General features: G+C 71.4%; 19 protein-coding genes and 1 pseudogene. 9 read left to right on the top strand and 11 right to left on the bottom strand.

What is annotated here, in order from left to right; all coding sequences use genetic code 11:
- Nucleotides 1-17: 17 nt before the first annotated feature.
- Genes AB0L65_RS24085 through AB0L65_RS24095 form a run of 3 tightly spaced genes read right to left on the bottom strand, consistent with a single transcriptional unit; the run spans nucleotide 18 to nucleotide 3,186 of the window.
- Nucleotides 18-1,373, bottom strand: coding sequence for a sugar ABC transporter substrate-binding protein (locus tag AB0L65_RS24085; protein WP_364248962.1), 1,356 nt, complete (start codon nucleotides 1,371-1,373; stop codon nucleotides 18-20).
- A gap of 23 nt (nucleotides 1,374-1,396) precedes the next feature.
- Entirely contained in the window at nucleotides 1,397-2,278 is an 882-nt protein-coding gene (locus AB0L65_RS24090) for a carbohydrate ABC transporter permease (protein ID WP_364248964.1), read from the bottom strand.
- Nucleotides 2,275-3,186, bottom strand: coding sequence for a sugar ABC transporter permease (locus AB0L65_RS24095; RefSeq protein ID WP_364248966.1), 912 nt, complete (start codon nucleotides 3,184-3,186; stop codon nucleotides 2,275-2,277). The genes AB0L65_RS24090 and AB0L65_RS24095 overlap by 4 nt, the downstream gene beginning before the upstream one ends.
- A gap of 384 nt (nucleotides 3,187-3,570) precedes the next feature.
- Here AB0L65_RS24095 and AB0L65_RS24100 point away from each other — a divergent pair, with 384 nt between their 5' ends.
- On the top strand, nucleotides 3,571-4,557 hold the full coding sequence (locus AB0L65_RS24100; protein WP_364248968.1) for a LacI family DNA-binding transcriptional regulator: 987 nt from the start codon (nucleotides 3,571-3,573) through the stop codon (nucleotides 4,555-4,557).
- 56 nt (nucleotides 4,558-4,613) lie between these two features.
- Nucleotides 4,614-6,695 carry a beta-galactosidase gene (locus AB0L65_RS24105; RefSeq protein WP_364248970.1) on the top strand — a complete coding sequence of 694 codons (2,082 nt, stop codon included), beginning with the start codon at nucleotides 4,614-4,616 and terminating at the stop codon, nucleotides 6,693-6,695.
- Here the strand turns inward: AB0L65_RS24105 and AB0L65_RS24110 are convergent.
- Genes AB0L65_RS24110 through AB0L65_RS24120 form a run of 3 tightly spaced genes read right to left on the bottom strand, consistent with a single transcriptional unit; the run spans nucleotide 6,689 to nucleotide 8,421 of the window.
- Nucleotides 6,689-7,363, bottom strand: a complete 675-nt coding sequence (locus AB0L65_RS24110; protein WP_364249289.1) for an arabinan endo-1,5-alpha-L-arabinosidase — start codon at nucleotides 7,361-7,363, stop codon at nucleotides 6,689-6,691. The genes AB0L65_RS24105 and AB0L65_RS24110 overlap by 7 nt on opposite strands.
- Nucleotides 7,364-7,408: 45 nt before the next feature.
- Entirely contained in the window at nucleotides 7,409-7,894 is a 486-nt protein-coding gene (locus AB0L65_RS24115) for a hypothetical protein (RefSeq protein WP_364248972.1), read from the bottom strand.
- Nucleotides 7,891-8,421, bottom strand: a complete 531-nt coding sequence (locus AB0L65_RS24120) for a sigma-70 family RNA polymerase sigma factor (RefSeq protein WP_364248974.1) — start codon at nucleotides 8,419-8,421, stop codon at nucleotides 7,891-7,893. The genes AB0L65_RS24115 and AB0L65_RS24120 overlap by 4 nt, the downstream gene beginning before the upstream one ends.
- 152 nt (nucleotides 8,422-8,573) lie before the next feature.
- Between AB0L65_RS24120 and AB0L65_RS24125 the strand changes: the two genes are divergently transcribed.
- The 5 genes from AB0L65_RS24125 to AB0L65_RS24145 all read left to right on the top strand — a co-directional run bounded on the left by AB0L65_RS24125 (nucleotide 8,574) and on the right by AB0L65_RS24145 (nucleotide 13,765).
- On the top strand, nucleotides 8,574-9,263 hold the full coding sequence (locus tag AB0L65_RS24125; protein ID WP_364248976.1) for a DUF2306 domain-containing protein: 690 nt from the start codon (nucleotides 8,574-8,576) through the stop codon (nucleotides 9,261-9,263).
- A 74-nt stretch (nucleotides 9,264-9,337) separates the two neighbouring features.
- Nucleotides 9,338-10,969, top strand: coding sequence for an FAD-binding oxidoreductase (locus AB0L65_RS24130; RefSeq protein ID WP_364248978.1), 1,632 nt, complete (start codon nucleotides 9,338-9,340; stop codon nucleotides 10,967-10,969).
- Between the two features lie 55 nt (nucleotides 10,970-11,024).
- On the top strand, nucleotides 11,025-12,296 hold the full coding sequence (locus AB0L65_RS24135) for a sensor histidine kinase (protein WP_364248980.1): 1,272 nt from the start codon (nucleotides 11,025-11,027) through the stop codon (nucleotides 12,294-12,296).
- Nucleotides 12,293-12,949: a response regulator transcription factor gene (locus tag AB0L65_RS24140; RefSeq protein ID WP_364248982.1), complete on the top strand. Its 657-nt coding sequence runs from the start codon at nucleotides 12,293-12,295 to the stop codon at nucleotides 12,947-12,949. The genes AB0L65_RS24135 and AB0L65_RS24140 overlap by 4 nt, the downstream gene beginning before the upstream one ends.
- Nucleotides 12,950-12,976: 27 nt before the next feature.
- Nucleotides 12,977-13,765 (top strand): N-acetylmuramoyl-L-alanine amidase, encoded by a 789-nt coding sequence (locus AB0L65_RS24145; protein ID WP_364248984.1) that lies wholly within the window; start codon nucleotides 12,977-12,979, stop codon nucleotides 13,763-13,765.
- A 17-nt stretch (nucleotides 13,766-13,782) separates the two neighbouring features.
- On the opposite strand, the gene AB0L65_RS24150 is transcribed toward AB0L65_RS24145, so the two are convergent.
- The 3 genes from AB0L65_RS24150 to AB0L65_RS24160 all read right to left on the bottom strand — a co-directional run bounded on the left by AB0L65_RS24150 (nucleotide 13,783) and on the right by AB0L65_RS24160 (nucleotide 18,458).
- Nucleotides 13,783-16,341, bottom strand: a complete 2,559-nt coding sequence (locus tag AB0L65_RS24150) for a sugar-binding domain-containing protein (RefSeq protein ID WP_364248986.1) — start codon at nucleotides 16,339-16,341, stop codon at nucleotides 13,783-13,785.
- 18 nt (nucleotides 16,342-16,359) lie between these two features.
- Complete coding sequence (locus tag AB0L65_RS24155; RefSeq protein WP_364248988.1) at nucleotides 16,360-17,394, bottom strand: glycosyl hydrolase 53 family protein; 1,035 nt, start codon at nucleotides 17,392-17,394, stop codon at nucleotides 16,360-16,362.
- A gap of 161 nt (nucleotides 17,395-17,555) precedes the next feature.
- Nucleotides 17,556-18,458 (bottom strand): hypothetical protein, encoded by a 903-nt coding sequence (locus tag AB0L65_RS24160; RefSeq protein ID WP_364248990.1) that lies wholly within the window; start codon nucleotides 18,456-18,458, stop codon nucleotides 17,556-17,558.
- Between the two features lie 178 nt (nucleotides 18,459-18,636).
- On the opposite strand from AB0L65_RS24160, the gene AB0L65_RS24165 reads away from it, so the two are divergent.
- Nucleotides 18,637-19,794, top strand: a complete 1,158-nt coding sequence (locus tag AB0L65_RS24165) for an alkaline phosphatase PhoX (protein WP_364248992.1) — start codon at nucleotides 18,637-18,639, stop codon at nucleotides 19,792-19,794.
- A 50-nt stretch (nucleotides 19,795-19,844) separates the two neighbouring features.
- On the opposite strand, the gene AB0L65_RS24170 is transcribed toward AB0L65_RS24165, so the two are convergent.
- Entirely contained in the window at nucleotides 19,845-21,170 is a 1,326-nt protein-coding gene (locus AB0L65_RS24170; protein ID WP_364248994.1) for a phytase, read from the bottom strand.
- Between the two features lie 196 nt (nucleotides 21,171-21,366).
- Complete coding sequence (locus tag AB0L65_RS24175) at nucleotides 21,367-22,017, bottom strand: TetR family transcriptional regulator (RefSeq protein WP_350738041.1); 651 nt, start codon at nucleotides 22,015-22,017, stop codon at nucleotides 21,367-21,369.
- A gap of 163 nt (nucleotides 22,018-22,180) precedes the next feature.
- Between AB0L65_RS24175 and AB0L65_RS24180 the strand changes: the two are divergent.
- A pseudogene (locus AB0L65_RS24180) lies at nucleotides 22,181-23,644 on the top strand (MFS transporter); the annotation flags it as partial.
- Nucleotides 23,645-23,812: the final 168 nt, after the last annotated feature.

Here is a 23,812-nt window from a genome sequence, read left to right on the forward strand (position 1 = left end):
CCGCCCGCTTCGCCGGGTCAGCCGCTGGTGAGCGTGAAGCCCTGCTCGGTGCCGAAGGCGGTGATGCGGTCCTGCCACGCCTTCAGCGCGCCGGCCAGGTCGCCGCCGCCGTCGATGGCCTGGCCCACGGTGTCCTTGAAGACGCTGTTGGCGTACACCTGGAACGGCAGGTACTGCCAGTCGGGGCGGACGGCGGCCGAGGCGTCGCCCAGGACCTGGTTGATCTTCTGCCCGCCGAAGAAGTCCAGCGGCGCGTCACGGAAGGCCGGGTCGTCGAGCAGCGCCTTCGTGGCGGGGAACAGCCCGGCCTCGGAGTTCAGCGACTTGACGGCCTCCGGGTCGGAGTTGAGCCACTCGGCGAAGGCGACGGCGGCCGGGATGTTCTTGCTCTGCGGGATGACCGCGACCGACGAGCCGCCGTTCTCGGAGTTCATCGGCTTGGCCGCGTCGAACTGCGGCATCGGGGCGACCGCCCACTTGCCCTTCGTCTTGGGGATGGAGTTGATGATGCCGTTCGGGGCCCAGGCGCCGGTCAGCCAGGCCGCGTACTTGCCGGAGCCCATGCCCTTCCACCACTCGTCCGTCCAGCCGGGCTGCGGGTCCACCAGCTTCTCGCCGAGCAGGGTGGTCCAGGTGCCGACCCACTGCTTGACGCCGGGGTCGGAGGACAGCGTGACGCCGACCGAGCTCTCGCCCGAGGTCTTGAACGGCGCGCCGCCCGCCTGCCAGATCATGCTGTCCACGCCGCCGGCGTCACCGGGGTCGATGGTGGTGAGGAAGTTGTCCGGGTTGTCGGCCTTGATCTTCTTGGCCGCGTCCACGAACTCGGCCCACGTGGTCGGGGGCTTGATCTTCAGCTTGTCGAAGATGTCCTTGCGGTAGAACATCGCCATGGGGCCGGTGTCCTGCGGGATGCCGTAGACGCCGCCGTTGATCGCCACCTGGCCCCACGCGGCGGGGGCGAACTTGTCCTTCAACGAGGCGGCGCCGTAGTCCGCCAGGTTGACGACCTGCTTGGCCAGCGCGAACTGCGGGAGCGCGAAGTACTCGACCTGCGCCACGTCGGGCGCGCCGGAGCCGGCCTTGATCGCGGTCTGCAACTTGGTGTACTGGTCGGCGGACTGCCCCGCGTTCACCACGTTGACCTTGATGTTCGGATATTTCGCCTGGAAGCGGGCGACGGTCTTCTCGACCCCCGTGACCCAGGTCCAGAACGTCAGCTCGGCCGGCTTGCTCAGCGCGTCCTGGACGGCCGCCGTCGCGCTCGGGGCGGCGGCCGGTGCGGTGGCGCCCCCTCCAGAACCGCCACCGCACGCGGCCAGCGCCAGCGACAGGGCCGCGGCGACACCGGCGGTCATCGCATGTCTTCTCATGATGTTTCCTCACTCACGGGGGGTTACTGCTTGACGCTTCCGGTGGCCAGGCCCGACTGCCAGTACCGCTGGAGCACCAGGAAGGCGACGATCAACGGCACGATGGACAGCAGGCTGCCGGTCAGGATGAGCTGGTAGCTGGCGTCTCCGGCGCCGGAGGTGCCGCTGTTGGCCTGGGCGTTCCACTGGTTCAGCCCGACGGTGAGCGGGAACCAGTCCGGCGTGTTCAGCACGATCAGCGGCAGGAAGTAGTTGTTCCAGGTCGCGACCAGCGCGAAGAGCAGCACCGTGACGAACCCGGGGGCCAGCAGTCGCAGGGCGATGGTGCGGAAGATCCTGAACTCGCCCGCGCCGTCGATGCGGGCCGACTCCAGGATCGAGTCGGGCACGGCGTCGGCCGCGTAGACCCGCATCAGATAGAGGCCGAACGGGCTGCACAGCGCCGGGATGAGCACCGCCCACGGGGTGTCGACGAGCCCGACCTGGCTGAAGAGCAGGTACGTCGGCACCGCCAGGGCCGTGCCCGGGATGGAGATCGCGCCGAGCACCATCGCGAACAGCAGCTTGCGGCCCGGGAAGTCGTACTTCGCCAGCGCGTACCCGCCGAGAGTGGCCAGCAGGGCGGCGCCGCCCGCGCCCACCACGGCGTAGAGCACGGTGTTGCCGAACCAGCGCAGGAAGATGCCGTTCTGGTAGCTCAGGGTGTCGCCGATGTTGGCGAACAGGTGGAAGTCCCCGCCGAACCAGAGCCCGAAGGTCGAGAACAGGTCGCCGCTGCTCTTGCTGGCGTTGGCCAGCAGCCAGAACAGCGGGAGCACCGCATACGCGAACATCACCAGCATGATCACGGTGAGGCTGATGCTCTTCCTGCGGCGCCCGGGGACGCCGGTCACAGGGGCGTTCACAGGGTCTGCTCCCTTCTCGCCGTGATGAGCTGCACGGCGTACGCGACCACGACGGTGACGAGGCCGAGGACCACGGCGACGGCGGCCGAGTAGTTGATCTGCTGGCCGTTGAAGGCGAGGTTGTAGGCGTACATGTTGGGCGTGTAGCCGGTCGAGATCACCGCGGGCGCGAGCTTCTGCAGGATGTTCGGCTCATTGAAGAGCTGGAAGCTGCCGATGATCGAGAAGATCGTCGCCACGAGCAGCGCGGGGCGCAGGGCGGGCAGCTTGATGCTCCAGGCGATGCGGATGGCGCCCGCGCCGTCCATCTCGGCGGCCTCGTAGAGCTCCTCGGGGATGGCCCGCAGCGCGGCGTACAGGATGATCATGTTGTAGCCGACGTACTCCCAGGTCACCATGTTGCCGATGGAGGTCAGCATCCAGGGGCGCGACAGCAGGTCGGGGGCCGTGACACCGAGCGCGTCGCCGATCTGGCCGACCAGGCCGAACTGGTCGCCGTACATGTAGCCCCACAAGAGGGCCGCCACCACGGCCGGCACCGCGTACGGCATGAAGATCGAGATGCGGAACAGCGACGGCCAGCGCAGCCGGCCGCTGTCGATGGCGAGCGCGCACCCCAGGGCGATGAGCAGCATGACGGGCACCTGCACGACCAGGAAGAGCGCCACGCGGAGGAGACCCGCCCCGAACAGCGCGTCGCCCAGGGCGCGGGTGTAGTTGGCCACGCCGGAGAAGACCGTGCCGCCGATGAGGCGGTCCTGGAAGAAGCTGAGGTAGATCGCGTACGCCAGCGGCGCGACCACCGCGACCAGGAAGACCACGAAGAACGGCAGGAAGAAGGCGTAGCCGGCGACCCGCAGGCGCAGGAGCGGCCGGCCGAGGCCGGGCCGCGCGGCCCGCGCGGTCATGTCGCGCTCCTCTGCGATGTTCGCGCTGCCACGAATACTGGCACTGAGCTCTCCTTGTCGGGGGCCATCTGCGGCGGATGAGCCGCGCTGCTACCTGCGCCACCGTGGGCCTGCCCGCTGCGGTAGCTGCGATGATCATGTGTTTACGTAAACATGAAGAAGGTGTCCCGTAGTCTGGAGCCGCCGCAGGATCATGTCAATAGGTAACCGTCAGTTAACATGCGTGGCGATTTGGTGGTCTTTTATGTCGATCTCTCGCGGCCATTGACGACTGGGGCGTGTTTACGTAAACATCTGGCGAGAGCATCGGACGATCAGAGGTGGCAGTTGGACGGGACGACCCAGGAATCACCGGCGGGACGACGCTCGCGCAGGCGGCCGTCCATGGCCGACGTCGCCGCGATGGCCGGGGTCTCCAGCCAGACGGTCTCCCGGGTGGTCAACAACCGCAGCAACGTCGAGGAGGAGACCCGCCAGCGCGTGCTGTCGGCCATGCGGGTCCTCGGCTACCGGCCCAACACCGCTGCGCGTGCCCTGGTCACCGGCCAGTTCCGTACCCTGGGCCTGATCAGCTTCGGGCTGTCCAGCTTCGGCAACGCCCGCACCGTCGACGCCGTCACCAGGGCGGCGCAGCGCGCCGGCTACACCGTGAACATGATCGCCGTCGAGTCGCAGACCGAGCAGGCCGTGCACGAGGCGTTCGACCAGCTCACGGTGCAGGCGGTCGACGGCATCGTGCTCATCGAGGCGCAGATCCTCGACACCCCGTCGCTCCGGCTGCCGCCGGGCGTCCCGGTCGTGATGGCCGACGGCGACGTCAGCCACCGCCACCCCATGGTGGACACCGACCAGGCCCTCGGCGCCCGGCTCATCACCCGCCACCTGCTCGACCTCGGTCACGAGACCGTCTGGCACGTCGCCGGGCCCGAAGACTCCTACGCCGCGCGGCGCCGGGCCGAGTCCTGGCACGCCACCCTCAAGGAGGCGGGGGCCGCCACTCCCCAGTTACTGTTCGGCGACTGGAGCGCGGCCAGCGGCTACAAGGCGGGCCGCGAGCTGGCGCGGCGGCCCGGCGTGACGGCCGTCTTCGCCGCCAACGACCAGATGGCCCTCGGCGTGATGCGCGCGATGATCGAGGCGGGTCACCGCGTCCCCGAGGACGTCAGCATCGCCGGCTTCGACGACCTCGACGAGTCGGCCTACCTCTCCCCGCCGCTCACCACCGTCCGCCAGGACTTCGACGTGGTGGCCGAGAAGATCGTGGCGCTCATGATCGGCCAGATCGAGACCGGGGCGGCCCCGTCCGCCACCGCTTTCGTCGCCCCCGAGCTGGTCGTCCGGCAGAGCACCGGCGCGCCACCCCGTACGTGACCCAGAAAGAAGGGAGGAGCGGCGGACCTCGCCCCGGCGAGGCCGCCGCGCCGACGATGAACGCCGTTCCTCGCGATGTCAGCCCGGTCTCCGGGACCGCCGGCACCCCGTCACCGGCCGAGCGGCTCCGGCGCCGGCTCGGCGGTGTGGCCTTCGGCGGCGACTACAACCCCGAGCAGTGGCCGGCCGAGACCAGGGCGGAGGACCTGCGCCTCATGGCCGAGGCCCGGGTGAACCTCGTCACCGTCGGCGTGTTCGGCTGGGCCCGCGTGGAGCCGGCGCGCGGCGCGTACGACTTCTCCCTCTTCGACCAGGTCCTGGATGACCTGCACGCGCACGGGATCACCGCCGACCTGGCCACCATGACGGCCTCGCCGCCGCCCTGGCTGGTCCACGAGCATCCCGAGATCCTGCCGGTCACCGCCGACGGGACCGTGCTCGGCCCCGGCGGGCGGCAGCACTTCTGCCCGTCCAGCCCGGTCTACCGCGAACGCGCCGCGCTGCTGGCGGAGCGGCTGGCCGAGCACTATCGCGGCCACCCGGCCCTCGGCCTGTGGCACGTCGGCAACGAGTACGGCTGCCACATCCCCGCCTGCTACTGCGAGGTGTCGGCGGACGACTTCCGCCGCTGGCTGCGCGAGCGGTACGGCGACGACATCGAGGCGCTGAACGACGCCTGGTCGACGGACTTCTGGGCGCAGCGCTACGCCACCTTCGACCACATCCGGCCGCCCCGCGTGGCTCCGACGTACCCCAATCCGGCCCAGCAGCTCGACTACCTGCGCTTCGGCAACGAGGCGCTGCGCGCCTGCTACGACCTGGAGGCCGGCATCCTGCGGCGCGTCACCCCCGACGTGCCGATCACCACGAACTTCCTGGCCGGCCTGAAGGCCGTGGACGTCTTCGACTGGGCGCCCGGGCTGGACGTCGTCGCGGTCGACTCCTACCCCGACCCCCACGACGAGCGGCCGCACCTCGGCCCCGGCCTGGTGTACGACACGATGCGCGGAGCCGGCGGCGGGGACCCGTGGATCCTCATGGAGCAGGCGCCGAGCGCGGTGAACTGGCGGGCCAGGAACGCCGTCAAGCAGCCGGGCCAGATGCGGCTGTGGAGCTGGCAGGCGGTCGCGCACGGCGCCGACGCGGTCCTCTACTTCCAGTGGCGGCAGTCACGGGGCGGCGCCGAGAAGTTCCACTCCGGCATGGTGCCGCACGCGGGCGCCGACAGCAGGGTCTACCGCGAGATCGTGGCGCTCGGCAGGGAGCTGGCCTCGGTGCCCGACCTGGCCGGCACGCGGGTGCGCAACCAGGTGGCGATCCTGCTCGACTGGAACAGCTGGTGGGCGCTCGAGCTCGACTCCCACCCCTCCGACGGCGTGCGCCAGCAGGACCGCCTGCTCGACCACTACGGACCCCTGTTCGAGCTCGGCGCGGGCGTGGACGTGGTGCCGCCGTCGGCCGACCTGACCGGCTACCGGCTCGTCGTCGTGCCCAACCTGTACCTGCTGGCGGGCGAGGACGCGCGGCGCGTCTCGGCGTACGTCGCCGGCGGCGGCGCGCTGGTCGTCTCGTTCTTCAGCGGCATCGTGGACGAGCACGACCGGGTCCACCTGGGCGGCTATCCCGCGCCGCTGCGTGAGGTCCTCGGGGTGCGGGTCGAGGAGTTCTGGCCGGCGGCCGAGCACGAGACGTTCCCCGTACGGGGCTGCGGGGCGTTGGCGCACCTCGAGGGGACGGCCGACCTGTGGCGCGAGGACCTGCGCCTCACCGGGGCCGAGCCCGAGGTCGTCTTCGACGGTCCCGACGGCCGCCCGGCCGTGACCAGGCACGACTTCGGCGAGGGAACCGCCCGCTACCTGTCGACCCGCCTCGACGAGCCCGCCATGCGGGCGGTCCTCGCGCGGGCGCTCGCCGAGGCGGGCGTCACGCCCGCCGTCGAAGGGCTGCCTCCGGGGGTCCAGGCGAGCGTGCGCGCCGGCGCCGGCCGCCGCTTCCTGATCCTGCTGAACCACACCGGCGAGAAGCACGACGTCACCCCCGGCGGCGAGTGGACCGACGCCCTCTCCGGCGAGGACGTCGAGTCCGTCACGCTGCCGCCCTCGGGCGTCGCCGTGCTGCGATCCGTGGCGGGTCAGTAGACGAAGGGCCAGCCCGCGCTGTCGTATCCGAGGAGGTTGATCCCCAGCAGGGGCGCGCCGTTGTCGGCGTAGTAGTGGTAGTAGAGCACCTCGGCGTCGCTGTCGGGGACCACCGCCTGGTGGCCCGGCCCGTGCACGCTCCCGTGCCCGGCCAGGACCTGGGTGCCGCCGCCCGAGGTCATGGCGACGCCGTTGCGGTCCACGTACGGGCCGGTGACGCTGCTCGAACGGCCGACCATGATCCGATAGGTGCTGCTCGCCCCCTGGCAGCAGGCGTCGAACGACACCCACAGGTAGTAGTACGAGCCGTGCCGGAAGATGAACGGCGCCTCGATCGCGGTCGTGCCGGTGCGCTGGGCCAGGCCGGTGATCGAGGTGCCGAGGCGCTTGCCGGTGGCGGGGTCGAGCTGGATGAGCTTGATCCCGGTCCAGAACGACCCGAAGGAGAGCCACCAGCGGCCCTGGGCGTCCACGACGAGGTTCGGGTCGATGGCGTTGTAGTTGCTCGACGAGGTGGTGGAGATGATCATGCCCTGGTTCGCCCAGGAGCCTGACGCGCCCGTGGTGCTGGTGGCCAGGAAGATCGCCGAATTGCGCGAGCCGAACGTCGACGCCGAGTAGTAGAGGTAGTAGCGCCCGTTGCGGTAGGAGATGTCGGGCGCCCACAGGCTGGCGCTGCCGCCGGTGTACGACGTGGTCCACGGCGCGCCGCCTCATGACGAGGGCGGCTCGGTCAGCTCGCGCAGGCGGCGCAGCAGCGCGGCCTGGCGGGCATGCGCGCGTACGACCAGCACCAGCGCCCCCGCGACGAACAGCCCTCCGACCGCCAGCGGCAGCCCGAGCCCGGTGCCGCGCTGGACGGCGAAGGCGGCCAGCACACCAGTGGTGGTGAGCGAGGCGGCCAGGCCGAGCCAGGCGGCGATCACCCGGTCGGCGGCGAACAACGGCACCCGGCGCGTCACCAGCCAGCCGCCGTAGCAGGCCCAGGCCAGGCAGAACACGGTGAGCGTCGCGAAGGCCAGGTGCGTGCGTTCCGGCAGCGGCCCGGGCTCGCTCCACCACAGCGCGCCCGCGAACAGCGCCCCGGCCGACCCGGCGGCCAGCGCCACCACCGCCCGGAGCCGCCGCTTCGGCGACAGCGCGGGCTCGAGCCGCTCGATCATCTCTCGCGCCGACAGGCGCGGTTCGTCCTCGGTCATGCCCGGGATCCCTTCTCCTCGAGGTGTTCACGCAGCAGGCGACGGGCACGGTTGAGCCGGGACTTGACCGTGCCAGCGGGGATCCGGCAGATCTGCGCGCAGTCCTCCACCGACAGGTCCTCCAGGTAGAACAGGACGAGGATCTCCCGCTCCAGCACCGGCAGCTCCGACAGGGCGCTCACCAGCTCGGCCCGGTCCACCATGGCGTCCAGTGCGGCCTCCACCGGGTCCTCGGCGACCACGACGCGGGTGGCGAGCTCCTCCCGGGCGTACTGGCTGCGCAGGCGGTCGGTCACCGACCGGCGGGCGATCGTGAACAGCCAGGGCGCGAACCGGGCGGGCTCCCTCAGCCGCGGCAGGCCCCGGATCACGGCCAGCCACACCTCCTGGCTCACGTCGTCGGCCCGCTCGGCGTCCAGCATGCGCCGTACGTACGTCCACACCGGCACCCGCCAGCGCTCCACCAGCTCGGCCAGTGCCGCCCGCTCACCCAACTGGGCGCGGACCACCAGCAGCTCATCGGTCATCTCGTCCTCCCGTCACCCAGCACAGTCGGACGAGAAGCCGGCCAGGTTCACCCTTCGGCCGAAAGTACTACGCTGCCGGCGGCCGAAAGGCGGAACGAGCACGAGCCCTTCCGCCGATGAACCGGCCCCGCCCCCGTTGCCACCATCGAGCCATGACCCCTACGAAGGCGGGCCGGCTCATCCCGGCCGGACTGCTCGTACTCAGCGCCGTCCCCGTGCTCGCGGGCGCCGCCCGCGCGGCCGAGCTGGCCGGCGGCGCCGCCATCCTCCCGGACGGCGCCCGCTTCCACGCCGACCCCGTGCCCGTGATGCTGCACATCGTCGGCGTCACCGTTTACAGCGTCCTGGGCGCCTTCCAATTCGCGCCCGGCTTCCGCCGCCGCAGGCCCGCCTGGCATCGGGCGGCCGGGCGGGTGCTGGTGCCGTGCGGCCTGCTCGCGGCGCTCACCGGCCTGTGGATGACCCTGTTCTCCGACCTTCCCGCCGACGACACCGGACTCCTGACCGTCTTCCGCCTGGCGGCCGGCACGGCTATGGCCGGCTCCCTCGCCCTCGGCTTCGCCGCGATCCTGCGGCGCGACGTCGCCCGGCACCGCGCCTGGATGATCCGCGCCTACGCGCTCGGCATGGGCGCGGGCACGCAGGCGGTGCTCTTCGCCGTCTGGTACGCGGCTACGGGCGGCGATGCCCATGCCGTCGCCAGGGCACTGCTCCACGGCCTGGCCTGGGGCATCAACCTCGCCGTGGCCGAATGGGCCATCCGCAGGACGGCCCCCGGTCAGCCGTTCGGCGGGGCGGATCAGCCGTTCGGCGGGGTGAGGGGCTCAGCCGCCGATTCATGACATGGACGGATGTGTGGCTCGCTGCCGGATTGAGAGGCTGACGGCTCCTAGCCAGTCGGAAGGAGCGAGAACACATGCCAGAAGCGCGCGAGGGACAAACGGGCGCGGCGGTGAGCCGTCGTGGGGTGCTCGCCGGTGCGGGCGCCGCGGCGGTCACCCTGCTGGGCACGGGCGACGCCGAGGCCCAGGCCGCGCCGGAGGCGTTCGGGCCGGTGACCGTACGTCCGGGCGACATCCGCTACGACCAGCTGCTGCGCGGCAACAACTTCCGCTTCGTCGGCCGCCCGGACGAGATCCGCGTGGCCGGGTCGACCGAGCAGGTGGTGCGCGCGGTGCAGGAGGCGGTGCGGTCCGGCCGGCGGGTCGCGGTACGCAGCGGCGGTCACTGCTTCGAGAACTTCACCGCCGACCCGGCGGTGCGGATGCTGCTGGACCTGTCCCCGATGGACGCGGTCGGCTACGACGCCGGCCGGCGGGCGTTCTCCGTGCAACCCGGCGCCACCCTCGGCCACGTGTACCGGACGCTGCTCACCGGCTGGGGCGTGACGATCCCCGGCGGCAGCTGCCCCGAGGTGGGCGCCGGTGGGCACTTCGCGGGCGGCGGGTACGGGGCGCTGTCCCGGCGGTACGGCTCGGTGGTGGATCACCTGTACGGCGTGGAGGTCGTGGTGGTCGACCGCGACGGCACCGCCCGCGCGGTCGTCGCCACCCGTGACCCGGACGATCCGAACCACGACCTGTGGTGGGCGCACACCGGCGGTGGCGGCGGCAACTTCGGCGTGGTCACCCGGTACTGGCTGCGCTCGCCCGGCGTCACCGGCACCGACCCGTCCCGGCTGCTGCCCCCGGCGCCGCGGCGGATGGTGCAGCACGTGGTCATCTGGTCCTGGGAGCACATGACCGAGCAGGCGCTCACCGGGCTGATGCGTAACTTCGGAAACTGGCACGAGCGCAACAGCGCGCCCGGCTCCCCGCACGCCGGGTTGTACGGGATCCTCCTGATCTCGCACCGCGTCGGCGGGACCGTCACGCTGGTGTCGCAGATCGACGCGGACCTCCCCGGCGCCGACGGCATGGTGACCGACTTCGTGTCCGCGGTGACCGCCGGCGTCGACCTCACCCCGGCGCTCGACCTGCGGCGGACGATGCCGTGGTTGCACCGGATGACCTGGCCGGGCAGCGGCGAGCCGGGTGACGTGATCAACCGGCGGTACAAGATAAAGGCCGCCTACCTGCGACGCTCGCTCACCGAGCCCCAGCTCGCGGCCGTCTACCGCAACCTGACGAACTCCACCGGCGGGCCGGACGCCGGCATGCTGCTGGTCGGCTACGGCGGCCAGGTCCGCGCGGTGGCACCAGGGGCCACCGCGACCGCCCAGCGGGACGTGGTCATGAAGGCGGTCTACCAGACGATCTGGCGCGACGAGGCGGACGACGCGGCCAACCTCGCCTGGGTCCGCGAGTTCTACCGCGACGTGTACGCCGGCACCGGCGGCGTGCCCGTGCCCGGCGAGGTCAATGACGGCTCCTACATCAACTACCCGGACGCCGACCTGGCCGACCCCGCGTGGAACACCTCGGGCGTGCCCGCGCAGACGCTCTACTACAAGGACAACTACCCGCGCCTGCAGCGGGTGAAGGCCCGGTGGGACCCGCGCAACGTCTTCCGGCACGCGCTGGCCGTCGAACCTCCCCAGGCCGGTTGACCGGCATCCGGGCTAGATTGTCCGCCGGGGGCAGGCGCCGGGGAGGAGGACGCGGATGAGCGATCCGCCGGCACGGTGGTCCGTGGCGTTGACCGTCGGGCCGTACGCGTTGCTGGCGTTGCTGACCGGTGTCACCGTGGCCTTCAAGAGCTCGGCGGGCGAGTCCCTGGTCGTCGACCTGGTCCTGTGCGCGCTGACGGCGGCGTGGATGCTGGGCGTCTTCACGCTCCGTCCCGCCTGGCGCGGGCGGGCGCCGGTGATGGCGGTGTTCTGCGCGGTGCTGATCCTGCTCATGGCGATCCTGGCGATCAGGGACCCGTGGTTCGGGGCCTTCACCCCCGCCGGGTACGTCTACGCCTTCCGGCTCCTGCGCTGGCCGTGGCAGCCGGTCGGCGTCGGCGCGGTGGCGGTGGTGGCGGGCACGGCGCAGGCGTACGGCGTGGACAAGACCACGGTCGCCGGCCTGGCCACCTACGCCGCCGTCGTGGCCGCGAACGCGCTCCCCATGTGCGCCTTCGCCTGGTTCGCCCGGCGCGGCGCCCGGCAGAACGAGGAGCGGGAGCGCGCGCTCCAGGAGGCCCGCGAGGCGAACCGCAGGCTGGCGGCGTCGCTGGCGGAGAACGCGGCCCTGCACGAACGGCTGCTGGCGCAGGCGCGCAACGCCGGCGTGCAGGACGAGCGGCAGCGGATGGCGCGGGAGATCCACGACACCCTGGCGCAGGGGCTGACCGGCATCGTCAGCCAGCTGCGCGCGGCCGAGCACGCCGGCGACGACCCGGCGGCCTGGCGCGGGCACGTCGCCGCCGCGACCAAGCTGGCCAGGGAGAGCCTGTCGGAGGCGCGGCGGTCGGTGCACGCGCTGCGTCCCGAGCCGCTGCGATCGGCCATGCTGAGCGAGGCGCTGGCGGGCGTCGCCGAGCGCTGGTCGGCACTGCACGAGATCCCGGTCCAGGTCACGACGACCGGTACGGCGTGGCCGATCCGGCCGGAGGCGGAGGCCGCGTTGCTCAGGATCGCGCAGGAGGCCCTGGCCAACGTGGCCAAGCACGCGCGGGCGACCAGGGTGGGGGTGACGCTGTCGTATCTGGAGCACGAGACGGCCCTGGACGTCCGCGACGACGGCGGCGGCTTCGACCCGGCCCAACTCGACAACGCGCTGGACGCCGCCGCCGACGGCTTCCGGGCCGATCGCGGCGGGTTCGGCCTGATCGCGATGCGGCAGCGGATGGAGAGCCTGTCCGGCACGCTGCAGGTCGAGTCGGAGCCGGGCGCCGGCACGGGCATCTCGGCCCGCGTCCCCGCCGAGCGGGCGGAGGTGAGCGCGTGAGCCGCCCCGCCGGCCCGATCGGGCTGCTGATCGTGGATGATCATCCGGTGGTCAGGGACGGGCTCGCCGGCATGTTCGCCCGTGACCCGGAGTTCGAGGTGCTCGGCGAGGCCGCCGACGGGGCCGAGGCGGTCCGGCTGGCCCAGGCCCTGCGTCCGGACGTGATCCTCATGGACCTGCGGATGCCCGGCATGGACGGGGTGAGCGCGACCAGGGAGCTCGCCGAGCGGGGGAGCCAGGCCCGCGTGCTGGTGCTGACCACGTACGACACCGACAGCCACGTGCTCCCCGCGATCGAGGCCGGCGCCACCGGATACCTCCTCAAGGACGCTCCCCGCGACGAGCTGCTGCGCGCGGTCCGGGCGGCGGCCCGGGGCGAGGCGGTGCTCGCGCCGTCGGTGGCGGCCCTGTTGATGAGCCGGGTACGCCGGCCCGCCCCGGGGCCGCTCAGCCCGCGCGAGGTAGAAGTGCTGCACCTGGTGGCGGCCGGAGCCACGAACCGGGAGGCGGCGGCCAAGCTGTTCCTCACCGAGGCCACCGTCAAGTCCCACATGCTGAACATCTACGCCAAGCTCGGGGTGAACGACCGCGCCGCTGCCGTCACCGAGGCGTTCAACCGGGGGCTGCTCGTCCCGCGAAATCCCGGGTCCTGACGGGTCATCGCCGGATACGGTCTGATCATGCGCGTTCATCGACCTGGATTCGTGGCACTCGCCGTACTGGCCGCGTTGTCCGGTGGGTGCGGTGGCGCCGCGCCGGCCCCTGGTGGGGCGGGCCTGCCCGCGCCGCCGGGCACGGGCAAGGGGCCGCTGGCGGGCAAGGTCGTGGTCCTCGATCCCGGGCACAACGGCGGGAACGCCGCGCACCCCGAGCAGGTCAACCGCCAGGTCGACATCATCACCAAGAGCAAGGCCTGTAACGCCGTCGGCTTCAAGACCGCAGACGGGTACGAGGAGAACGCCTTCGCCTGGAGCGTCACCCAGCACCTCAGGCCGCTCCTGGAGACGATGGGCGCCCAGGTCGTGCTCACCCGGAGCAACGACGAGGGCATCGGTCCCTGCGTCACCGAGCGGGCGGCCATCGGGAACGAGGCCAGGGCGGACGCGGTGGTGTCCATCCACGGCGACAGCGGCAAGCCGAGCGGGCACGGGTTCCACGTGATCACCCCCGGGCTGATCGCCGGGCGCAACGACGAGGTCATCGAGCCGTCCCGCAAGCTCGGGCTGGCGATCCGCGACGCGTACCGGGACGGCACCGGCATGCCGTACGCGAACTACCGAGGCGAGGACGGCCTGCGGTCGCGCACCGACCTGGGCGGGCTCAACCTGTCGACGCGGCCGGTCGTGTTCATCGAGTGCGGCAACATGCGCAACGCGGGCGACGCCGCCAAGATGACCGACGTCGCCTTCCGCAAGCGCATCGCCGGCTCGCTGGCGAACGGGATCAAGAACTATCTCACCGGCGCCTGACCGAGCCGCGGCGCCGGTCAGTACGTGGCGGGCAGCTGGGTGGTCAGGCCGGCGGTCACGGCGAACGAGACGGACGTGATGCTCGCGGTGGCGGCGGCCAGGCCGGTGGCGGTGGCGCGCAGGGCGATGGTGCCGGGCGTGCGGGAGGCCCGGATGAAGACCCGGTTCACGCCCGCCTCGGTGTCCAGGTAGGGCTTGTGGACGCTGCCTGGTTTGCCCGGGTTGAAGCCGCCCAGGAAGGCGGCCGGGCCGGTGAGCGTGAAGTCGACCCGGGCCTGGTGGGTGGGCATCCGGCGGCCCTGCGCGTCCACGGCCTCGACGTCGAAGAAGGCGATGTCGCTGCCGTCCGCGCGTAATCCGCCGGGCGCGGTGCGCGGCGTCAGCCGGAGCGCGGTGGCGGCGCCGGTGGTCGTCTTGGAGGTGCGGACGATCTCCTGACCGGCCGCGTCGTAGCCGACGGCGGTGATCGTGCCGGACTGCCAGCCGACCCCGGCGAAGGAGTACAGGAAGTCCTGGGTCGCGGAGGTGTCGTTTCCCACCTGGGTGCCGTTGACGAGCAGCTGCACACGGCGGACGTGGGAGGAGGCCATGACGTACACGGTCTTGGCGGTGCCGGCGGGGTAGGTCCAGTGCCCGATGATGTGGATGTCCGGGGTGGGGCTCTGCATGACGCGGAAGGTGTGCAGCGACTCCTTGGGGATGCGGACCGCGTCGACCCGGCCGGACAGCCGGGCACACTCCCAGTTGTACTGGCGGCCGTGCTGGTTGGAGTCGGCCCAGACGAGGGCGGCGGCGCCGGAGTAGCGGCGATCGCCGGGCCCCTGGATGCGCTGCCCCCAGAACTCGTAGCGGGTGGCGGCGGCGTGCGGGCCGGCGAAGTCCTCGGAGGTCAGGTGGTACGTGACGTCCGGGCCGGTCACGTAGCCGAAGTCCGGGGGAGAGTAGTCGTCCCAGACGCGCCGCGGCGCCTCGTCCCGCGTGTACTCGCACTCGATGATGGGCTTGCGGTCACGGGCGTAGACCGAATAGTGCCGGTTGAGCATGGTGCCGACGTATTCGGCGGCGTCCACCGCCGCGGTCCCGCCGTACGCGGAGTCGTCGGAGATGGCGCGGCAGCCCATCGCCCGGCCGCCGTTCGGGTCCCAGGTCTTGCGCAGGTCGGTCATCTGGCGCATGTGATCGGCGGTGATCCAGTTGTTGCCGGCCTCCCAGAACAGGATGCTGGGGCTGTTGCGGAAGTAGATGAGCACGTCGCGCATGAGCTCGACCCGCTGCTCCCACTGCCGGCCGGTGGCGTCGGACTCCTTGTCGCCCGCGGGCTGGACGGAGACGATGCCGTACCGGTCGGTCATGCGGATGTTCGCCGGGGAGGTGGCGACGTGCATCCAGCGGATCAGGTTGGCGTTGCTGTCGCGGATCATCTCGCCGTCGAGGTGCGTCATCCACTCCGGCACGGCCCCGCCGATGGCGGCCCACTCGTTGGTGGCGCGGACGGCGTAGCCGGTGAGGAAGACGTGCTTGTCGTTGATGTGAACGCCGCCGCCGCTCGTCCCGCCCTTGAACTCCGCCTTCCGGAACCCGGTGACGATCGGGTACGCGTCCAGCACGGTACCGCCCTCCGAGAGGACCACCTCCACGGTGTAGAGGTAGGGCCGGCCGGGCTCCCAGAAACGCAGCTGGCTGATCCGCTGCGACAGCTTGACGATCTGCGTCTGCCCGGCGGCCAGCGTGACCGGCGATCCGGTGATGGTGGCGCGGACCTGGCCGTCGGCCTGGACGACGTTCGCGGAGACCGTGACGGTGCGGGCCGAGGTCTGCTCGTTGCGGACCTGGGCCTCGACGTTGACGGTCGCCGTCGCGCCGGAGACGTTCACGACGCTCGGGTAGACGTACGTGCCGACGGTCCGCAGGTTGGTGTAGAGCGGCAGCGTGAAGTACGTCCTGGGCAGCACGTACATGCGCACGTTGCGGGTCAGCCCGCCATAGGTGGGGTTGAAGTCGCGGGTGTCCCACTGGAAGGCCGTGCCGGTGGACTGCTCGGGCCGCCATTTGGTGTTGTCGGCCTTGACCGCGATCACGTTCTCGGCGCCGAAGAGCACCTGGCCGGTGATGTCGAAGCCGAACGGCGTGACGCCGTACTCGTACAGGCCCACCTGGGTGCCGTTGACGTAGACCGTGGCCGCCTGCCGGACACCCTCGAACTCCAGCAGCACCTTCTGTCCGGCGTGCGCGGCCGGGAGGGTGAACCGTTTGCGGTACCAGACCGGCTGCATCGCGACGGCGGACTCGCCGGAGCTGGTGATGTAGTTGTCGAAGGAGTCCACGTCGTTGAAGGTGTGCGGGACGCTCACGGCCGCCCATGCCGAGTCGTCGAAGGAGGGCGCCTGCGCGTTCGCCACGTCCTGCTTGACGAACCGCCAGTCCGGGTTGAGGTTGTAGACCACGCGGCCGCTCGCCGTCGCGGCGGTCGCCTCGTCGGCGCGGGTGAGCCCGGCGGCGCCCAGCGCCAGTGCGCCGGCGGCGGCCAGCACCGTCCTCCTGCGCACGCCGGAGGCGGGTTCGATCGCTTGTCCCATGGGTCTTCTCCTGCCGGGTCAGACGTTGAGGAATCCGTCCATGGCGGCGGTGGGCCGCAGGGTGGCGGGGTCCCACGCCCCGCTGCCGTAGGTCGCGAACGGCGAGTAGACCTCGGGCTCCCAGGAGAACGTGCCGAGGCCGCCGAAGCTCTTCAGGCCGGTGACGAAGGCGCGGAGCGAGTCGCGCACCTGGGTGGGCTTGTTCAGCGGGCCACCGTACTCGACGTGCATGACCGGTTTGCCGTACGTGCTCTGGATGGTGTGCATGTTGTCCAGCACCGGGGCCACGTTGCCGCCCTGGGCGTAGGAGGACAGGCCGGTGATGTCCCATCGGCCGCCGTTGTCCCGGTAGGCGTTGAGGAAGTTCTGGACGCCGGCGAGGTTCTGCGGCTGGGCCAGGTGCACCAGCACGGGCGTGGCCGGGAAGACGTGCTTGACCATGTCGTAGGCGGCGTTGAGCAGGCCGGTCATCTGGGCGGGGCGGCTGATGCTGCCGACCGGCTTGCAGATGCCGGAGTTGGTCTCGTTGCCGATCTGCACCCATGCGGGCGTGACGTTGTTGTACTTGATCACGTTCATGGTGTGGTAGACGTAGTCGTACATCGCGTCCAGCATCTGGCTGTAGCTCATCGAGGCCCAGGCGGCGGGCGGGTTCTGCACCCCGACCGAGTTCCAGGTGTCGCCGAAGTGATAGTCGATGAGCACGGACAGCCCCGCGTTCTTGCAGCGTACGGCCATCGCCGCGGTCTCCTCGACGGCACAGTGGCCGTGCACCGGGTCGCCGGAGGGGTTGACCCAGGTGCGCAGGCGGATCGCGGTGATGCCGTACCCCTTGAGGATGGTGAACAGGTCCTGGGCGGTCCCGGCACCGTTGCGCCAGCTCCGGCCCTGCGCCTCCATCTGCGGCATCCAGCTGATGTCGGCGCCCTTGACGAAGGTCGCCGCCTGAGCCTCCGGCGTTCCCGTGCCCGCGCCCAGCGCGAGCGCGCCGGCGCCGAGGAGGACTGCCCGCCTGCTCAGCCCGGCGGGTACGGACGTGTGCATGTCTGCCATGACCGACTTCCCCTTCGTAGGGTTAAAGCGGTTTAACCGTAAGAATCGAGTCTGGGAGCGTCAAGGTCGGCTGTCAGCGACGTGGTGAGACCAGGGAGACGGGCCTGCTGGGCCGGGAATGCCCGCTGAAAGTTTCATGCCGCGTGAAAGCGTTTCCGCGCTCACAGGGAGCGGACGCGGACGTCCCGGAGCGCGCTCCGCACGAAGCTCTCGTCGCCCGAGGCGGCCAGGTAGAAGCCCGCGCGGCAGGCGCTGCCCGAGATGGTGTGGCGTGGGTCGAGGGCGACGGTCGCCCGGCCCTGCCGTTCGCAGTCGGGGTCGTGTCGGCCGACGGGGGCCAGCACCAGCATGCGGCGGCTCAGCCCGCCGAGCCACAGCTGCGGGCCGACGAGCACGCCGTCGCGGATCTCGCCGGGGCGCGACAGACGCAGCGGCCCGCCGGCCGACAGGGTGAGGAAGCCGTCGGGGGTGAGCGTGCCGCGCAGGTTCTGCGCCCAGGCCCGCCGCTGCTCGAAGGTCATCCCGGCCCGCTCGTCCTGCAACGCGATCCGCCAGTCGCCGAACGCGAAGAGCAGGACGGGGCCGGCGGTGTCCACCCCGAGCGGCCCGGGCCAGAGCGTGACGTCGCCGGTGAGGCGGCGGATCATCGGCCGGCCGGCGGCGGTCTCGGCCTCGCCGTACAGCGGGGCGGTCAGGGAGCGGAACGTCTCGCCCTTCCCAGCGCCGGTGAGGGTGCCGCTGGTGTACGGCCGGGCCCCCAGCGACGCCAGGTTCAGGCCGGCCGGGTAGGTCACCTCCGCCCGCGACCCGTCGGGGAACGTGACCCGCAACGTCCTGGACCCGCCCGTCCCGCTCGCCTCCGGGTAGACGGCGTTGGGATTCACGGTGACCGCCTCGCGCACCGGCTCCGGCTTTGGTGTGGGGCGGCTCGTCTCCGGGTTCGTGAGAATCCCGATGAGCGCCCCGATGAGCGACACCGCCGCGAGAGCGACCAGCACCGCGATCCCTGCCCGGCGTGGCCTGCGCGGGCCCTGCTCGATGATGTCGACCCGGCCCGCGGTCATCGGCCTTCCTCTGTCGTACGGCTGTCCCCACCCAGTTCAGACCATCGGCGGGTGCGACGCCACGCCGGGCACGCGAATGTGATCCAGCGCACTATTCCCGTTAACTTCTCTGACGGGCGAATGTCGGTTTGATCGACATACTGTCGGCGTGGCCGCACCCCCTCAAGGAGGTTCGTCGATGGAACGCCGTAATTTCCTGCGCGCGACCGTGCTCGGCGCGAGCACCGTCGCCTTCTCCGGCAGTCTGTGGCAGGGCGCCGCCCTGGCCGCACCGGCGCAGAACGCCCCCGGTCCCTACGGCCCGCTGCAGGCCGCCGACGCCAACGGCATCCAGTTGCCGGCCGGCTTCACCAGCCAGGTGATCGCCCGCTCCGGCCAGTCCGTCCCGGGCACGTCCTACACCTGGCACAGCGCCCCTGACGGAGGCGCCTGCTTCGCCGACGGCAGTGGCTGGATCTACGTCTCCAACTCCGAGATCAATCCCGGCGGCGGCGCCTCGGCCATCCGCTTCGACTCCGGCGGAGCCGTCACCTCGGCGAACCGGATCCTGTCCGGCACCCGGCAGAACTGCGCGGGCGGGAAGACGCCCTGGAACACGTGGCTGTCGTGCGAGGAGGTCAGCCTGGGCTTCGTCTACGAGACCTACCCGTTCGGCGGCACCGCCGTGCAGCGGCCCGCGATGGGCCGCTTCAAGCACGAGGCCGCCGCGGCCGACCCCGTACGGCAGGTGATCTACCTCACCGAGGACGAGACCAACGGGCGTTTCTACCGGTTCGTCCCCACGACGTGGGGCGACCTGTCCTCCGGCACCCTCCAGGTGCTGGTGGCGGGATCCGCCACGTCGGGCTCGTTCACCTGGGCGAACGTCCCGGACCCGGACGGCTCGCCGACGGCGACGCGCAGCCAGGTGTCCGGCTCCAAGTCGTTCAACGGCGGCGAGGGCTGCCACTACGCCGACGACACGGTCTGGTTCACCACGAAGGGCGACAACCGGGTGTGGCAGGTCAACCTGACCGGCAACACCTACGAACTCGCCTATGACGACAGCCTCGTCAGCCCCGGCACCCCGCCGCTCACCGGCGTCGACAACGTCACCGGCTCCACCTACGGCGACCTGTACGTGGCCGAGGACGGCGGCAACATGGAGATCTGCCTGATCACTCCCGACGACAAGATCTCCGCGTTCCTGCGGATCGGCGGCCAGAGCTCGTCGGAGATCACCGGCCCGGCCTTCAACCCCGCGGGCAACCGGCTGTACTTCTCCTCCCAGCGCGGCACCTCGGGGTCGTCGTCCGGCGGCATCACCTACTGCGTGACCGGCCCGTTCCGGACCTGACCCGGAAAAGCCTGAATGGGTCGCCGGAGTGATCCGGCGACCCATTCACGTCAGCCGCGCGGGTTCCAGCCTGCGACGTCGACGTCCAGCCCGAGACGGCGAGCGATGTCGTCCCACTTCACATACTTGAAGTTGGTGTTCTCGCGCACCTCGCCCTCCGGATCCGTCGCCTCGGGGGTGTTGGCGCCGTCGTGGGTGACGAACAGGCCCTTGGGGAAGCGGCGGCCGAGCGGCACGTTGATCACCATCGTCCCGTCGCTGCCCTGCACACCGTCGATGCCGCCGCTCTCGCCGACGCGGAAGGAGCCGAGGTAGGCGTTCTCGCCTCTGCGGTCATAGACGGCGAAGGTGCCGCTGCCCTGGCTGGAGGCGATCAGGTAGCCCTTGCCGTCCTTGCCGTAATAGATGGTCAGGCCCTCGGCGTCCGCCGTCAGGTGGTCGCCGCCGTATCCGGGGTCGGTTCCGGGGGAGCACTCCTCGGTGGCGGGGTCGTAGGTGGCCGGTACGCCGTACTCGCGGACCCGGTCGACCAGCTTCGGTGAGCCGGTGAGATCGCCGGAGATGCGCCAGATGCCAACGTCCTCCTGGGCCGCGTAGAGCGTGCCGGTCTGGGCATCGACCACCATGCCTTCGATCTGCGGGCCCACGCCAGGCTCGTCGCACGGGGTCCAGCTCTGGCCGTTCGGAAGGGTGAAGCTCGATGGGAGATCGATGGTCCGGAGCGTCGTGTAGCCGATCTTGCCGCCAGGGGCGTCGGTGAGCTTCAGCAGCGCGAGCCGCGTGGTGTGCCGGCGGCTGACCAGGACGTAGGTGCCCGAGCCCCGCTTCCACGTCGCGAGGCCGTACACGGTCTCGGCGTCGTTCACCTCCGCCTGGGTCGCGTTGAAGATGAACGGCGCGGCGGGGTCGGTGACGTCGGTGAGCGGCTGCCGGTTCTGGCCCGCCCTCGCCGGATTGATCCGGTAGACGCGCAGCTTGTCGGAACCACGGTCGGAGGCGACGAAGAGATCCGACCGGCCCGCCTTGGACGCGTGCCCGTAGACGACGTCCACGTTGTTCAGCCGGCCCGGCTCGTCGTCCTGACCCGGCGCGGCCGGTGCGGGCAGGTGCTGGAGCTGCCTGCCGTCCAGGTCGTAGAGGTACAGGCCGCCCTCCTTGGCGCTGGTCGCGATCAGGCTCTCCGCCGGAGAGGTGGGGTGGACCCAGATCGCCGGGTCGTCGCCGTTGGCATTGCCGCCGGCCTCGTCGTCGAACAGCGGCGGGGTCTCGACCCGCGGTTCGACGGCGGGCAGGTCTTGCGCGGTCGCCGGTGGGACCAGGGCACCGAACAGGCCGATCGTCAGCGCTGCGGACGCCAGCGAGGTCAGGGGGCGCATCGACTTCTCCTCATCAAGGAACCTTGCTGCCTTGATCCTCATGAGCGAAGCCGACCGGACCATGAACCGAACCGGAACTTCCGCCCAAATCGAGACGCCGCCCCGCAGCCCTGTGGGACCGGCCTGTCGCCGGTGGGCGACGCGCCTGATCGCCTGTCCGTCGGCGAGGTCTACCGGCGGGCGCTGTTCCGGCGAGTCACGGCTCGCGCGTGACGGGCGCGAGCCACATCCCGACGAGCGCGTCGATCAGGCCGGTCGCGGCGTCGTGCCAGGTGGCGCGGGGTGTGGGGGCGCCTTCGGCGAGCGCGCGCTCACGGTCGGCGCACGTGAGCACGATCAGCTGGCGGGCCATGTCGCCGCGCTCGGCCCGCACTTCGGCGGGCAGCTCGGGCAGGCACCGGTTGAACCCCTCGACGGTCTGCCGCAGCGAGGGGGAGGAGCGGGTCTCGTCGCCCATGATCGCGCGGAGCGCGGGGTCGGTCATCACCTGGGCGACGAAGCGGGCGTACCACGTGGGGGAGCCGAGGTCCGCCAGGTGCTCGGTGACCGGGCGCACCATGCAGGCGACCCAGTCGCGCACGTCGGCGGAGTCGCCGAGCTCGGCCACCATCCGCTCGCGGATCCGCTCGACCGGTTCGGCGTGTTTGCGGGCGATCGCGCGTACGAGGTGGGTCTTGGTGCCGAAGTGGTAGCCGACAGCCGCGTTGTTGCCCTGCCCGGCGGCCTCGCTGACCTGGCGGTTGGAGACGGCGAGCACGCCGTGCTCGGCGAACAGCTGCTCCGCCGCCGCGAGGATCCGCTCGCGGGTCACTCCGGCGCGCTCGGCGCGTACGGTCTTGCCGGTCATCGGCACCACCGTACCGGAACGTCACGCCTGCTCACGAGGACCTCCTTCGGGGGCCTGACCGTCGGTTGTGTTCAGTAAATCGACGCTGTTAGCCTTAAGTCAAGCGACTGATTTACTAATACCTCGTCGTTTGCTTCCCTCAACCCCGCAACGGAGACCTCGCATGGCCAACATCCCCGCCCGCCGCGCCCACGCGGCCGACCCCCCGCGGTCGAGCACCTTCGTGGTGGTGCTCGCCTTCGCCGGGATCGTGGTGTCGTTGATGCAGACCCTGGTGATCCCGCTGGTTCCCGAGCTGCCCAAGCTCCTGGGAGCCCCGGCGTCCGACACCACCTGGGCGATCACCGCCACCCTGCTCGCCAGCGCGGTCGCCACACCGGTGGTGGGACGGCTGGGTGACATGTTCGGCAAGCGGCGCATGCTCCTGCTCAGCCTGATCCTGCTGGTCGCCGGGTCGGTCGTGTGCGCCTTCAGCGACTCCCTGACGCCCATGATCGTCGGGCGGGCTCTGCAGGGCCTGGCCTCCGGCGTGATCCCGCTCGGCATCAGCATCATGCGCGACGAGCTGCCCGCCGAACGGCTCGGCTCCGCGACCGCGCTCATGAGCGCCTCGCTCGGCGTGGGCGGCGCCCTGGGCCTGCCCGCCGCCGCCCTCATCGCCGAGAACGCCGACTGGCACGTGCTGTTCTGGACCGCGGCCGGGCTCGGCGTTGTGGCCCTGGTCCTGGTGCTGGCCCTCGTGCCCGAGTCCGCGGTGCGCAGCGGCGGGCGCTTCGACCTGGTCGGCGCCGTCGGGCTGTCGGCCGCGCTGGTGTGCCTGCTCCTGGCGATCTCCAAGGGCGCCAGTTGGGGCTGGGGCGACCCGCTCACGATCGGCCTGTTCGCCGCGGCGGTCGTGGTGCTGCTGCTGTGGGGCTGGTGGGAGCTGAGCACCCGCGAGCCGATGGTGGACCTGCGCACCACCGCGCGGCGTCAGGTGCTGTTCACCAACCTCGCCTCCACCATGATGGGCTTCTCGATGTTCGCCATGTCCCTGGTGCTGCCGCAGCTGCTGCAGCTGCCGGAGGCCACCGGCTACGGACTGGGCCAGTCGATGCTGGCGGTGGGCCTGGTGATGGCGCCGTCCGGCCTGGTGATGATGGTGCTGGCGCCGCTGTCGGCCCGCCTGTCCGCGGCCAAGGGGCCCAAAGTCACCCTGATGATCGGCGCCGTCATCGTCGCCGCCGGTTACGCGCTCAACATCGGGCTGATGTCCGAGATCTGGCACCTCGTCCTGGTCTCCTGCATCATCGGGGCCGGCATCGGATTCGCGTACGCCTCCATGCCCGCCCTCGTCATGGGGGCCGTGCCGGTGTCCGAGACGGCCGCCGCCAACAGCCTCAACACCCTCATGCGCGCCGTCGGCACCTCCGTCTCCAGCGCCGTGGCGGGCGTCGTCCTGTCGCAGATGACCACCACGTTCGGCCCCGTCGCCCTCCCCTCCGAGGACGGCTTCCGCGTCGTCATGGGCATCGGCGCCGGAGCCGCCCTCCTCGCCTTCGTCCTGGCCGCCTTCCTCCCGCGCCGGAGCGCCGCCGCAGCCACCACGGCGCACGCCGCCGCCCCGGCGCCTTCCGCGCAGGGGCCCGCGCAGGTGGCCGAGCCCGCGTACGCGGCGGTGGGCACCGCCTGGACGGACGCGCCGGACGGCGGCGTCGAGATCCGCGGCATCGTCAGCGGCGACGACGGCCACGCGGTCGGCCACGCCACGCTGACGCTGATCGACTCGCGTGGCCACCAGCTCTCCCGGGCCGTG

This window comes from Nonomuraea sp. NPDC052116, from assembly GCF_040680035.1.
Classification (GTDB): domain Bacteria; phylum Actinomycetota; class Actinomycetes; order Streptosporangiales; family Streptosporangiaceae; genus Nonomuraea; species Nonomuraea angiospora_A.

Coding starts and splice junctions, on each gene's coding strand:
- AB0L65_RS24160 (WP_364248990.1), bottom strand. CDS start 18,458: ATGACCGCGGGCCGGGTCGACATCATCGAGCAGGGCCCGCGCAGGCCA.
- AB0L65_RS24175 (WP_350738041.1), bottom strand. CDS start 22,017: ATGACCGGCAAGACCGTACGCGCCGAGCGCGCCGGAGTGACCCGCGAG.
- AB0L65_RS24085 (WP_364248962.1), bottom strand. CDS start 1,373: ATGAGAAGACATGCGATGACCGCCGGTGTCGCCGCGGCCCTGTCGCTG.
- AB0L65_RS24155 (WP_364248988.1), bottom strand. CDS start 17,394: ATGGCAGACATGCACACGTCCGTACCCGCCGGGCTGAGCAGGCGGGCA.
- AB0L65_RS24095 (WP_364248966.1), bottom strand. CDS start 3,186: ATGACCGCGCGGGCCGCGCGGCCCGGCCTCGGCCGGCCGCTCCTGCGC.
- AB0L65_RS24165 (WP_364248992.1), top strand. CDS start 18,637: ATGGAACGCCGTAATTTCCTGCGCGCGACCGTGCTCGGCGCGAGCACC.
- AB0L65_RS24130 (WP_364248978.1), top strand. CDS start 9,338: ATGCCAGAAGCGCGCGAGGGACAAACGGGCGCGGCGGTGAGCCGTCGT.
- AB0L65_RS24105 (WP_364248970.1), top strand. CDS start 4,614: ATGAACGCCGTTCCTCGCGATGTCAGCCCGGTCTCCGGGACCGCCGGC.
- AB0L65_RS24125 (WP_364248976.1), top strand. CDS start 8,574: ATGACCCCTACGAAGGCGGGCCGGCTCATCCCGGCCGGACTGCTCGTA.
- AB0L65_RS24100 (WP_364248968.1), top strand. CDS start 3,571: ATGGCCGACGTCGCCGCGATGGCCGGGGTCTCCAGCCAGACGGTCTCC.
- AB0L65_RS24170 (WP_364248994.1), bottom strand. CDS start 21,170: ATGCGCCCCCTGACCTCGCTGGCGTCCGCAGCGCTGACGATCGGCCTG.
- AB0L65_RS24150 (WP_364248986.1), bottom strand. CDS start 16,341: ATGGGACAAGCGATCGAACCCGCCTCCGGCGTGCGCAGGAGGACGGTG.
- AB0L65_RS24135 (WP_364248980.1), top strand. CDS start 11,025: ATGAGCGATCCGCCGGCACGGTGGTCCGTGGCGTTGACCGTCGGGCCG.
- AB0L65_RS24145 (WP_364248984.1), top strand. CDS start 12,977: ATGCGCGTTCATCGACCTGGATTCGTGGCACTCGCCGTACTGGCCGCG.
- AB0L65_RS24120 (WP_364248974.1), bottom strand. CDS start 8,421: ATGACCGATGAGCTGCTGGTGGTCCGCGCCCAGTTGGGTGAGCGGGCG.
- AB0L65_RS24115 (WP_364248972.1), bottom strand. CDS start 7,894: ATGACCGAGGACGAACCGCGCCTGTCGGCGCGAGAGATGATCGAGCGG.